The following is a 12,469-nucleotide window of genomic DNA, read 5'->3' as shown; positions in this document are numbered from 1 at the left end:
TTTTTTGACCAAGCTTCTCGGTGATTTAAGGCTGCTCGGCCCAAACCTTGTAGTCGAACAGGGCGCCGTCTTCTTTGGCAAACTGAACAGTTTCGCGAACATATGCGGCGGAACGTTGGGGATCGAAATGATTGAGCCAGTGTTCGGGGTCGTCGCCGATTGGGGCAGGCAAGATGCCGTAGCCGAAATTTCGCTTGACGGTCCCACCGGCTGCCTGTGCGACCTCCATTCTTGAAATGCCAAAGCCGCGTGTGGCAAGATATTCGTTGAAGTCCAGAAGCTCGGCTTCGGAAATCCATTCAGTGCCTGCCCCTGTTTGTGCCTGCTCTATCAGGTCTTCAAACCGTGTATTCATTGCTCCTCCAGAGGACGGATGATGTCGTCCGGTTGGTTCTCTTTGTGCCCAAGCGGCAGATTACGATTGCTTACAGCGAAGACGTTACCATCGGGGTCAAGAAGCACCCAATGGCCATCCTGGCCTGTCAACAGGGTCATATCCTGCCCTTTGTATCTGCCGCGCCCTTCAACGATACCGCTCAGATCTGGACGAGGATTGGCGATGATCTCGTCAATTTGCTCAACATCGTGGCCTTTGAGGCCAATATATTCTCGCCCGCCCCCTTTGCCACCGTGGGGCAGAATTCTGTTGCCGCTAGGTGTCGTTGTGGCCCCAGGTCGGGCTTCGACAATATTCGGCCCCGCCTCTTCCGGGATCGGCGTTGAGACAATGTTGTCGGTCGGATCATCAGGAATTGGCGATCCGGTGTGGTTCGGCAGGCCAAGCTCTTCAATCGGATAGGTTTCAAGCCATTGCTCGACCCGTTCCGGAGTGAAACCCGGCAGTTGCCCCAAGCGGCGTTCATCCTCCGCAAGCTCAGGAAAGACTTCGACCCAGCCTTGCGCCAGTTCCCCATCCTGAAGCCGCAGTTCACCGCGCGCGAACGCTGCCCCGGCGGCTGCGATGAAATCCTGCAAAGCGCGCTGTTTCGCGGGATCACCGCCAACGCCTGTATCAAGAATGGTGCCGGGATTTAGCAACTCATAAAGCGCTGCCGCTTCGGCCCCTATTCGTGCGAATTCGGGGGTCTTGGGCAGGACCGGATACTCGCCGGTGCTAATCCCTTCCTGCACGAGGGCATAGGCTGTCGCCGCCAGGCGACCTTCGACAGTTGTTACATCGACCCCCAGTCGCGCGCCAGCATCGTCCACGCGCCTATCACGCATGGCTTGCGTCCAGTTTTGCAGCGCATCAGACGCAAGAAGCGCCGCGCCGACGCCCGTCAGAGCGCGCAAGCCACGCATCGCCTCCGTCAGATCGAGAGCGGGGACACCATTTGCCGTGGGTGCAAAGTCAGCGAGTACCACATTGCTCTGAACGCCCGGCAGCACTGGCTCGGCATAGCACCTGCAATTGTGTGCCTCGCCGGGATGCCCGCCCTCCGGTGGATTGTTCCAGCGGAAAACGCGGTCGTCATAGGCCGCATGGCTGTCGCGCACCTTGGCATCATCTCGCGAGCGCCAGATGTATTGCTGAATCCCCAAGCTTTCCTGCCGAAGCCGATTTATTACTCCCGCAAAAGCCCGAACGAGACGTTCTTCCATGTCTGTGCGCAGTGGCCGCAACCGTTGCGGATGGTTTTGGTATTCGCCGAATATTCTCTCAAGACGCGCGTCCCAGGCGTCGAGCGCTTCTGACTTTGCATCTGACACATCCCGCAATTCAGCTTCGGAGACAATTGGCACTGTGTCAGGCGGGGTCAGCGCGTTCAGAAGCATCCGAGTGTTTTCGGAGATCACCTGGTCGAGGCGTTCGCTGAAATCGGCCCGTAGAGCTGTGTAGTTAGGAAATGTCGACTTGAGCGATAATCCTACGCGGCGGCCAATCAGATGACCGTGTCGCTGCGCGATCTCGTACTTGCCGTCACCGCTGTGCCTTAAGAAGTGGCTGAAACTGTGTTGCATGGAATCTCCGAAAACGTGCCGGAAATGTTCTATTCACAATTGGTAAACAAAGCCCAAGACTACCGTTCGCAACTTTTTTGCGGAGAGCAACGCATCCTGCTTGCATTGGAGCCAGACATTCATGCACGACGCAGCATCCGACAAAATAGGCTCAAAGCAGCCGCACCTGAGATCACTTCAACTGGCTGTCCTTCGACCCCCGCCGATTGACGCCGCCACGTGCCTTGAACGCACCATCGCGTTCCTGCTGGCACTCAAGGCACAGCTTCACGCCCGGCAAAGCAACGCGGCGTTTTTCAGGGATCGGCTCTTCGCATTCGGCGCAATGGGTCAGGCTTTCACCAACAGGCCTCTTTTGCGCCTGCATCCGCGCCAGTTCATCCGAAATCGACGCTTCGATCTGTTCGCTCACTGCGCCGTCGCGCGCCCAGCCTCCGGCCATGGGTCATCTCCTGCTAAACGTAAGCAAAAGGATAGCCGAGCCCGCGCGCAAAGGGCAAGTTACAGCGAAACTGCGCCGTCGAACACGCGGTCAATCACCTCTTGCGTCCCCCGAGAAAACTCCAGCGGACAGGGATACTCTACCCCTTCCCTGACCGAGCGGCAGAAGGCCTCGACCTGAAGCTTGTAATGGTCTGCTCCAGGGAACCGGGTGACCAGCACCTCAAGCCCCGGGCGGTGCAACTCGACCCGGGCTTCACCAAACACACGCGCATTAAACGGTGTAGTCAGGCGGATCAGGCCATTTTCCCCGTGAAACACCATTTCCTGATGGGGATGCATCCGAATGGACACGTAGCTTGAGTAGGTAAAACCGGGGAACTGCGCGCGAATTTCGGTGAAGATGTCGATATCATCCTGCCAACGGATGGCTGACTGTATCGCCACCGGTTCCCGCCCCGTTGCAAACCGGGCTCCGCCAATTACGTAAACACCGATGTCTCGCAATCCGCCGCCGCCCGTTTCAGCGCGGTTACGAATATTCTGGGTATCTGCCCGATTGTCGAAACTGAACGCTCCGGTTACGTGCACCAGATTGCCGATTGCACCATCCGCAATCAGTTTGCGCGCCAATTGCCATTGGGGGTGATGCACGATCATATACGCCTCGGCGGCAAGCAAGCCGCTTTCGTCGCGCTTTTGGATCAATGCGTCAAACTCGTCCACCTTCATTGTCATCGGCTTTTCGCACAGCACATGCTTGCCGGCATCCAGCGCTTTCAGGCTCCATTCCACATGAAGATGGTTGGGCAGTGGTATGTAGACCGCATCAATACCAGGGTCCGCCAACAGCGCATCATAGCTTTCGAACACTTTCAGATCGGGACAGAAAGACGAAAAAGGTTCAGCCTTTGCCGCATCTGATGTCGCCAGTGCAGCCAGTCGCGCCCCGTTGGCGGCATGTATCGCCGGTGCCATGTATTCACGCGCGAATTTCGCGGCACCTAACACGCCAAACTGAACCGGTTTTTGCATAACGCTCTCCATAGATGTTTGAACCCCAAAGGGTTCGTGACCCTGCGAGATCCGCAGGATCGACCTGTCACACCTTCATCGAAATGAAACGCGTCCTTGCAGTACCATAGCTTTGGCCCTGCGGCCATTCTTTTGGCTTCACAGTCCGGATAGCGGTCATACGCGTTCAGCAGGAAATGATCTGTCAGGACGCGCCGGGCATGTGCGCGAAGAGGCGGTTTCTTCGCACAGATGAAATACCAGCCCGCAGCTATTGCAGGCTGGCATTGTGGTCAGCTGACACCCAGCATCCCTTTTTCACGTGCCAGATCCCGCATTTTCTTTTGCAGCTTCTCGAACGCGCGAACTTCGATCTGACGGATCCGCTCGCGGCTGACATTGTATTGGGCGCTGAGGTCCTCCAGCGTAACCGGTTGATCCAGCAACCGGCGCTGGGTCAGGATGTCCTTTTCACGGTCGTTCAACACGTCCAGCGCCGCAGCAAGCAACTCGCGACGCGCTTCCAGCTCATCGCGCGCCTCATAATCTCCGGCCTGGTCGGCGTCTTCATCCTCAAGCCAGTCCTGCCATTGCATCGTGCCTTCACCTTCAGACCCGACCGTGGCGTTCAGAGACGCGTCCCCGCCGGACATGCGGCGGTTCATGCTGATGACTTCCTCTTCGGTCACGCCTAGATCATTGGCAATTTGCGCGACGTTTTCGGGGCGCAAGTCGCCCTCTTCCAGTGCACCGATGCGCGCCTTGGCTTTGCGCAGGTTGAAGAACAGTTTTTTCTGCGCCGAAGTTGTGCCCAGTTTCACCAGCGACCATGACCGCAGAATATATTCCTGAATCGAGGCGCGAATCCACCACATGGCATAGGTGGCCAGACGGAAACCCTTTTCAGGGTCAAAACGTTTGACCGCCTGCATCAGGCCCACATTGGCTTCGGAAATCACTTCGGCTTGCGGCAGACCGTAGCCGCGATATCCCATGGCAATCTTGGCCGCCAGCCGCAGGTGCGATGTCACCATCTTATGCGCGGCTTCTGTGTCCTGCTCTTCAACCCAGCGCTTGGCCAGCATGTATTCTTCTTCTGGCTCAAGCAGGGGAAACTTGCGAATCTCCTGCATATAGCGGTTCAGGCCGCCCTCGGGCGTCGGCGCGGGGAGATTTGCGTAATTTGCCATTATGATGTCCCTCCGACAAATGTTTAAGTCTTTAACATAGGATATGGGTAAAGAACCCATCCTGTTCAAGAGGTGCTGCTAACAGTCTGAAATTAATCTTTCATGAAGGAAAGATAAGAAACTCTTACTCACAGGACTTTGCTTATTATGTCAGCGGTGCACGAAGCGCGGCAATCAGGTTCTCCATGTCTTGCGGCAGTTCGGCTTCAAACCGCAGGTTTTCGCCGGTCACCGGGTGCTCGAACCCCAATACGGCGGCGTGAAGCGCCTGCCGGGGAAAGCCGGACACGCATTCGGCGGCGGCAGGCGCAAACGCCTTGGTCGCCAGTTTCCGCTTTCCACCATAGACCGGATCCCCGACAAGCCCATGCCCGGCATGGGCCATATGAACGCGGATCTGGTGCGTTCGCCCGGTCTCGAGCCAGCATTCGATCAAAGCCAGACCAGCAGGCGCACCAAATGTTTCAACAACCCGCGCGCGTGTCACAGCGTGGCGCCCGCCATGAAACAACACCGCCTGCCTTTGACGGTCGGTCTTGTGCCGCGCAAGCTGGGTCGTCACACGCATGATGTTTCCCGGCTCAAAGCTGACACCTTTGACGCCGCGCAGACGAGGATCACTTGCATCCGGAACCCCGTAACACACAGCACGGTAATAGCGCTCGACGCTATGTGCTGCGAATTGCTCGGCCAGCCCGTGATGCGCGGCGTCCGTTTTGGCGACCACCAGAAGACCGCTGGTTTCCTTATCGATCCGGTGAACGATACCGGGGCGTTTCACCCCCCCAACACCTGACAAAGCGTCACCGCAATGGTGCAGCAAGGCGTTGACCAGCGTACCCCCGGGCGAGCCCGGCGCGGGGTGCACCACCATGCCTGCTGGCTTGTTGACGACGATCACGTCTGCGTCTTCGAAAACAACCTCAAGCGGGATGTCTTCAGCACCGATATGGCTGTCTTCCGCCTCGGCTACAGTTATGGCGACCTGCGCCCCTTCGGACACTTTGGCCTTTGGGTCCTGAGTCCGGGTCCCGTCGATCCGAACCGCGCCATCCTCGATCAGGCGCGCCAACCGCGTGCGCGACAGGTTTTCACCGTCTGGCACATCCCGCGAAAGCGCCTTATCAAGGCGAGGCGGCGGATCGGCCGCGATCTGAAACTCAATCTGGCGGGTGCCCATGACTGTCCCTTCCGAACCCCAAGAACCGCAGGAAACCCCGCAGCTACGATTACTGCGGCGGATGGTCATGATGCTGACCGCGGTGATGATTGGCGGGGTTCTAGTGACATTCGCCCTGATTGTCATCCGCCTATCAGACCGCACCCCCACCCTGCCGGATCAGATCGACTTACCCGATGGTGCCCGAGCGCAGGCCCTGACCATTGGATCCAACTGGTATGCGGTCGTGACCGACGACAACCGCGTCCTGATCTATGACAAGACAACAGGAAAGCTGCGTCGGGAAATCGCCGTCGAGTAACCGGATCAGTTCGGGAACAGACGGGTGCCGACCCAGGCCTCACCCATCTGCACATCCAGTTCGGGCGTACGCATCTTGCGTTTTCCGCCAAACGGGCAGAGCGTGATTTCGCCCAGATAAATCTTGTCGCCAATTACATAAAGGTCCACCCGCGCAAACTCGACACGTTGTCCGACGGCTTCGGCAATTGCGACCATATCGTCAAACACCTCTGGCTTGGGCTCGGTGTCATCGCTTGTCTGGAAATACAGCTCTTTCGGGATGAAGTTGAAATCCCGGTCGTGGATCATCTGCACATGCCCCCGAGAGCGGTCCCGGTCGACCTGAACAATCTGGACCTTTCCGGCGACAACCCAGAATTTCCAGTCGATGATGTCCTGACCTTCTGCCGCCAGATCCTCTTCAAGGAAATAGCGCGTTTCGATCGTGGAATACCACCATTCTGCCGCCCAGAAGCCGTGGGGAATGGGTTTATTGCTCCAATTGGTAAGCTTCTCCTGGGCCAGGTTGCGGTCTTCTGTGTTCATGGGCCAGGTGATCCTGTGGTTTTGCCCCTGCCCGTTATTGCATTTGAGCCAATAGCTGCCGGGCTCTAGGTCGAGGTCTTCCGGCAACTCAGGCGACGATGAAACCCAATAGCGCTTCACCGGTGTAACAAGGTTCCTGGCTGGTTCTGGGATATAACTTTCCGCCGTCAACTTATCCGCCGCCGACACTTCGGGCATCTCGGCAAACAGCTTCATGACCAGCATCTTCTCAGTCACGGTCTTGGGGTTGCTCAAGTCAGGCAAATAGCGCTGATTGTTGGCAAACCTCGACAATGACATAGACATGGCATTCAACCGCAATGCGTCATTGGCATAGTGATCCCAACCTCGCTGATGACCCGATTGGGGTTTGTCATTCACCCCATAAAGCCCTTTGTCTTTTATCTTATCCAATTCAACCTGGGCCAATTTGAAGAACTGCTCAGAATTTGCGACCTGAGCTACGGACATCACGCCGTTGGTGGCCTCACTGATTTCCTCTTTGCTGATCCGCAAATCCGGAAGCGAGTCGGGAAACTCAATTTTCTGCGGCGCGCCCCGCCCTCTGCGTGGCAAAGGTGCATTGGCAGGACTGATCCCCAAACCGCGCAGCCTTCGATCCAGAAATGAATGACGTTTTACACCCTTGGCAATCCACCAACGCATCCGACGGCCCCAAAGATGGACGGCCTGCGTCTGATCCGTAAGGTACTTTTTTCGAAACTCCCGCGCTGGAATGTCGTTCGCCTGCCCCGTTTGCCGAAACGGCAACGGGTAAAACACCGGGGGTGGGCTGGCGTGTTCTATCTCGCCATGATGTCGCAGAAACCACGTCATGACACCGGGTCCGTAAACACTGTGTGCCTGATCCGAGGCATGAGGCAACTCACCGGCCTTTTTCTGGCGCTCCAGATTCTCGCGTTCCTCACCTTCTACCCAAGGACGGATCGGGAATGGATCAAGACTGTATTCCGTATACGCTTTCAGCGCGGGGCTGTCGGACGGCAACCGCATGATCGCATTGCAGATCGTATTGCGATTGAAGAAGCCGAAAATATGATCCGCTTTCGGGATCGGTTTCAAAGAAATCACATCCGTATCGCACCAGAGAAAATCGGTTTTTTGCATCAGCTGCAGCCTGAAAATATCAGATTGCGGAACCGGTGTTTTGAACTGGTTGTTCATAATGAACCGCTGCGGTTCGTGAACTTCGTTCGCCGAAACCAGTTCGATACCTTCGGGTACATTCTCGACTTCGTCATAGTGGAACAGCACGACCCTGTGTCCGTTCGCGACAAAAGACAAAAGGCACATCTGCTCCAGAAAACTGAGAGGACCTTCCAACCAGAGCATTCCGATTGTGGGAAGAGTATTTTCCGCGGCCATATGCAGTTTCTCCGAAGGCGGGTTTTTCAGGATTCAGGCTGTTTTACGCTGGAAGACGGTTGCTTGTCTGCCGAAAGACGCGCGTGCAATCCGCGGTCTTTAGCAACAAATTCAACAGCCGGCTTATTAACAAGCGTCTGGTAAAGCGCGTTGTATTCTGGCTGTTTGAGAAGGTCTTCGATCAACGCCTTGTGCCACAGGAATGCTTTTCGGTGAAGCCGAGCTAGCCGCCCATCGGACTGAAACTCCGCCATCAGTGCGTCAACTTCGCCCTTGTACCTGAGGATCGTCTCATCCGTCGCGCCACCCCGGTTCCAGCGGTCCCAGTATTCCGTTCCCAGCGTCTGGGAGGAGTGGTTGGCCCGCCCACGGCTGCGCTTGGCCAGATAGGCTTGTGTGGAGCGGACCGCATAGTGATTGATCTGTGCAATCTCAAATCCAAAAGGCGGTGCAACATGGTTCCCAAAAGGTGCGGGCTCTTTCGCGTGCCCCCCGGGAACGGACCGGAATACACCTGCCTCAAACTCGGACTTGGGATGCGGGTTGTGCATACCATAGCGGAGATAGACTTCACCCTGCCGGAAAAGCGATTTGACGAACCGGCGCCCCGCCCCGCCCTGCTCATACTCCAACTCACCATCGAAAAACTGCTGCGTCACTGGCGCGTCGCGCAACACATGGCGACCGCTGTTCGAGAATATCTTCCATGGAATGGAAATGACATCCACACCCGGTGTGGCCTCGATCAGGTCGTCCACCTTATGGTTTCCGACATGAATATTCAGAAACTCATCCGCATCGCAGACATAGACCCACTTGGCTTCTTTCACTACGGGCAAACGGCGGGCCTGCCTCAGAGCTGATCTGTGAATCCCGCCTGTTCCCACGCGGTTTCTGTGAAACTCAACATGACCCAGGGCCTCAAGACGGCGCAGAATTCTGTTCGTACCGTCCGTGCAATCGTTGGTGTAAACAATGATCTGGTCGAAACCCAAAACTTTATGATGAGCCACCCATTCCAGAATATATGGGCCCTCATTTTTCATTGCAGAGATGAGGATTTTTTCAGGCTTGTTCGTCACTGCCATTCACCCCAGACGCTTAGTCGCCCTGTTTCTTGCTGTCGTCTTGCGGAGTGATTTTTTCTATAGCGATCTGCGCACCAGCAATTGCCCGGATACGCAATTCACGGGGGTGTTTGCCCAGAAACTCGTTGACGGCCCGGATCACCCCGTCGCCCCACCAACCGCGACGGTGGTAATCATCAAACGCCATGATCCCACCCGCTTTGATCTTGGGAAACAACGCCTCCAGGTCCGCAGTTACTCCTTCGTAAGAATGATCCCCATCGACATAGGCAAATGAAATGCTCTCATCGTCAAAGAGCTTTAATGCCGGCACCGAGAAATCGCGAATGATGCCAACCTTGCCTTCCTCGATCTCTTTTTCGAAGGACGCGACGACCTTCTGGAAGATGGCTTCCATCTTTTCGTCTTCGGTCCGACCGACAAACGCCGTTGTATGCGATTCCTCGCCAATATGTTTCCAGGGATCGATCAGAAACAACTGACTGGGTTCAAGCAATTTGAGGATTGTCGGAGAAAACTCGCCCTGCCAGACACCGATCTCAACAGCCACGCCACCCTTGGGAAGGCGCGTCAGGAACGTACGACGGATCGCGTCTTTTGTATTCTTGCGCTTGGTTGCCTTGTCTGCGTTCGGTTTATTCTGGCTGCCGGGAACAGCACCGATCACTCTGGGTTCGTTTGACATCTCGACCTCACTTGCAGACGGGTATTGAATTCACACGAAACCCGTTTTGTTTATTGGGCAATGGCTAACATGTCGTTGCTTCAAGAACCAGAAGCTATGTGTCGTTTTTGGAAAGTGGTGGCAACTTGTCGATACCAAGCCACGGAGGCTCGAGGCTTGTAATCCGATAGTCACTCGCTTTACTCGCAAGAAAACGGTTAATAGCCGAAGACATTCCGGAATAAGACCCTTTGCCCCGCCTGTAGGATGTAAAAGCGATACTTCCGCCCGGAGCCAGAACCCTGTCGATCCGGTTCAGCAATTGCAACATGACACGCTCGGCGCGAACGCCGCGTATGATCACGACGCCCACACTTTGATCCTGAAACAGCTTCAGCATCAAAGGCGGCAGCGCCCGGTAGACCCTCAGACGCCCCGCAATGATCGGTTCGCGGAAGTACTCCAGCAATGCATAGAACGTGCGATCCAGGGCCTGTAGATTACTGTCTTGCGTCGTATCCTTGCAGGCGAATGTATCCCACGACAGCCCCCATGGCCCGATGATCGTCAATTGAGCAACTGCATCCAATGCGAGTATTTCTTCTACAATTTCGGTTTCGACATGCCCGATCAAAACCCAGTTCTTCTTGCCGCTGATTGACCGCAAGAACCGCTGTCGCTGCTCTTTCGTTCTTTCAACCTCCGGAGACACTGGCGGCAGGAAAGATGGGTCCTTCGGATCGAACGGCAAGTCCACCTGTTTTGCATTAGTGATTAATGCATGCTGCGCCGCCGCTTCTTCGTACTCCATGGCCGTTCCCAGAGAATCCAGCCGGGTAAACCAAGGGTAGTTATTGGGTTTTGAGTTTTCAGGTTTGGACATCTTGCCCAAGCGCGTCCATTTCGCAACTTGCGCGAAAGAAACTTCGGGGTCTTTGTAGGTCTCGGCATCAAAGGAAAGATCGCCTTCTTCCATCACGCCCAGATCCAGCGCCTTGATATATCGCCCCCCGGCAAAATTCTTGTACCGAGTTATGAATCCCTGCGCGGCCTCTGTTTCACGTATCTCCGAGATACGGCGCTTGTGATAAGCAACAGCTTTTTCGTGCAAGTCTCCCAGAACACGATCCGCACGTAGTTCATCATACGATTTTCCAAGGCGGTCCAATTTGGAAAGGACCGATAATTCTTCAACCTTGTTGAAGCAATGCATGTGCCAATAGGCTTGTCCCGTTGCCTCCATCTTGGGATGAAACGCGGTTGTGTTTACATCCCCCCGCAGCCGCTTCATCAGATAACTCTCAATGGACCGGACGGCATAGTGGTTCATCCTGAAAAACTGCTGCCCAAAGGCCGCGCCAGTCGTGGAATGAGACCAACCGTTTCGCCGCATTGCAGGTGGCAAGGGATCTCCGTCACCATCGATCCATGCAAAGCTTTCAGCCTTGCCGGCGATTGGGCCACGTGGACGGTGTGTGTTGATTGCCCGATAAGACCCGTTGTTTCTGACAAGCGATTTGAAGGCACGCACATTCTGCGGCGTAACCACCCCCAACTCTGCTGCAGATGTGAATTGTTCGATCACAAACTTGTCTTCAAACTCGACAATCCCATTGTGCCCGAACATCTGCCATATCGCGGCAAAGCCATCTGCATGTGGAAAGGTGCGAAAAAGATCGTCCAGCGTGCCGTCCCCAACACGGATATCGAGAAATTCATCGACATCACAAACCAGAATCCACTCGGCCTCAGCGTACCACGGATGTTCCATAGCGTTCGCATAGGCCGACGCCTGCGGCCCATGCTTCCAGGGACCGGGGTTATCGATATGCACCAGAAAACCCAGTTCCTCGCATCTTTTCAGGATCGCGTCGGTGCCATCAGAACAGTCATTCGAATTGACTATGAAATGCGTGAACCCGATCGAAAGGTAATAGGCGATCCATTCAAGGATGAACGGCCCCTCGTCTTTCATCGTTGATATGACAAGTCTCATCGCACCTACCCGCAACCTTGGCTCGCAAACTCAGGACGAAGGGAAAAATCGCATCATTGCAGAGGTATGGCGCGCTTCCCGACACCTGGCTTAGTTACGGGCCTCGGATTTGCAATGCAAGAGAACAGACCAGAACGGCAAAGCCTGCTTCGCATAAGCTGATCCGTGCTTCACAGGATGCGAAAAGATTTGGTGCGGTCGAGATGCCTTGAAGTACCGTTGCCCTGTATTTCTGCTTGTCCCCCTATATCCACCGGCGTGGAAAAAATTGCGCAAGGACAGTGCTTTGCGGGTACTTTACTGTTTCCCTTTAGCTCCAAGTGTTTCACTGTGTCCCTGAATACAGGGTGGACATGAAGGTGGATCGATGCCTGCACTAAACAAACTCACGGCAGTCAAGGTAAAGACAGCGCCTCCCGGAAAATACAACGACGGTGGCGGGCTTTGGCTGCACAAACGCGCTGATGGCGGCGGGCAATGGTTTCTGCGGGTCCAAATCCACGGCAGACGACGCGAAATGGGTCTCGGTTCATTTACGGAAGTGGGCCTGAAAGAAGTCCGTAACAGTGCCGAACGATGGCGTAAGGTCGCCCGGAGTGGCAAAGACCCAATTAAGGAGCGACAGCGTTTGGACCTGTCCCGTTTTTGTGCCGCCCCAAGTGCTCGTTTAAGCCACTTTCCTTTCGAATGCGACAGGGCTTTTCCAGCCCAATGCTGAGT

Annotated in this window: 12 protein-coding genes; 2 read left to right on the top strand and 10 right to left on the bottom strand. The window is 55.5% G+C overall.

From position 1 onward, the window contains the following. Positions 1-25: 25 nt before the first annotated feature. From ACR0ES_RS00060 to ACR0ES_RS00035, 6 genes are all read right to left on the bottom strand, one after another. Positions 26-355 (bottom strand): hypothetical protein, encoded by a 330-nt coding sequence (locus ACR0ES_RS00060; protein ID WP_480508082.1) that lies wholly within the window; start codon positions 353-355, stop codon positions 26-28. Then, entirely contained in the window at positions 352-1,962 is a 1,611-nt protein-coding gene (locus ACR0ES_RS00055) for a phage minor head protein (protein WP_480869155.1), read from the bottom strand. Before ACR0ES_RS00055 ends, ACR0ES_RS00060 begins: the two co-directional genes overlap by 4 nt. Before the next feature lie 172 nt (positions 1,963-2,134). Then, entirely contained in the window at positions 2,135-2,404 is a 270-nt protein-coding gene (locus ACR0ES_RS00050) for a DksA/TraR family C4-type zinc finger protein (RefSeq protein WP_480583687.1), read from the bottom strand. A gap of 59 nt (positions 2,405-2,463) precedes the next feature. Next, positions 2,464-3,438, bottom strand: coding sequence for a Gfo/Idh/MocA family protein (locus ACR0ES_RS00045; RefSeq protein ID WP_480869153.1), 975 nt, complete (start codon positions 3,436-3,438; stop codon positions 2,464-2,466). A 272-nt stretch (positions 3,439-3,710) separates the two neighbouring features. Beyond that, complete coding sequence (gene rpoH, locus ACR0ES_RS00040) at positions 3,711-4,607, bottom strand: RNA polymerase sigma factor RpoH (RefSeq protein ID WP_267366971.1); 897 nt, start codon at positions 4,605-4,607, stop codon at positions 3,711-3,713. A 145-nt stretch (positions 4,608-4,752) separates the two neighbouring features. Beyond that, on the bottom strand, positions 4,753-5,787 hold the full coding sequence (locus ACR0ES_RS00035; RefSeq protein ID WP_480772581.1) for an RluA family pseudouridine synthase: 1,035 nt from the start codon (positions 5,785-5,787) through the stop codon (positions 4,753-4,755). On the opposite strand from ACR0ES_RS00035, the gene ACR0ES_RS00030 reads away from it, so the two are divergent. Further along, complete coding sequence (locus tag ACR0ES_RS00030) at positions 5,786-6,088, top strand: DUF6476 family protein (RefSeq protein WP_480869151.1); 303 nt, start codon at positions 5,786-5,788, stop codon at positions 6,086-6,088. The two genes, ACR0ES_RS00035 and ACR0ES_RS00030, sit on opposite strands and share 2 nt — an antisense overlap. Before the next feature lie 5 nt (positions 6,089-6,093). Here ACR0ES_RS00030 and ACR0ES_RS00025 read toward each other — a convergent pair whose 3' ends face one another. From ACR0ES_RS00025 to ACR0ES_RS00010, 4 genes are all read right to left on the bottom strand, one after another. Further along, positions 6,094-8,001 (bottom strand): ATP-grasp fold amidoligase family protein, encoded by a 1,908-nt coding sequence (locus tag ACR0ES_RS00025; RefSeq protein ID WP_480772580.1) that lies wholly within the window; start codon positions 7,999-8,001, stop codon positions 6,094-6,096. A 26-nt stretch (positions 8,002-8,027) separates the two neighbouring features. Further along, positions 8,028-9,083 carry a glycosyltransferase family 2 protein gene (locus ACR0ES_RS00020; RefSeq protein WP_480869149.1) on the bottom strand — a complete coding sequence of 352 codons (1,056 nt, stop codon included), beginning with the start codon at positions 9,081-9,083 and terminating at the stop codon, positions 8,028-8,030. Between the two features lie 19 nt (positions 9,084-9,102). Beyond that, the gene (locus tag ACR0ES_RS00015; protein ID WP_209595900.1) at positions 9,103-9,774 is read right to left on the bottom strand and encodes a class I SAM-dependent methyltransferase; all 672 of its coding nucleotides are present in this window, start codon (positions 9,772-9,774) and stop codon (positions 9,103-9,105) included. Between the two features lie 94 nt (positions 9,775-9,868). Next, positions 9,869-11,749 carry a glycosyltransferase family 2 protein gene (locus tag ACR0ES_RS00010; protein ID WP_480537606.1) on the bottom strand — a complete coding sequence of 627 codons (1,881 nt, stop codon included), beginning with the start codon at positions 11,747-11,749 and terminating at the stop codon, positions 9,869-9,871. A gap of 367 nt (positions 11,750-12,116) precedes the next feature. Between ACR0ES_RS00010 and ACR0ES_RS00005 the strand changes: the two genes are divergently transcribed. After that, the gene (locus ACR0ES_RS00005; RefSeq protein WP_480772578.1) at positions 12,117-12,467 is read left to right on the top strand and encodes an Arm DNA-binding domain-containing protein; all 351 of its coding nucleotides are present in this window, start codon (positions 12,117-12,119) and stop codon (positions 12,465-12,467) included. Positions 12,468-12,469: the final 2 nt, after the last annotated feature.

Source organism: Ruegeria sp. N7 (assembly GCF_056531345.1).
This window is presented reverse-complemented; position numbering and strand designations above follow the sequence as displayed.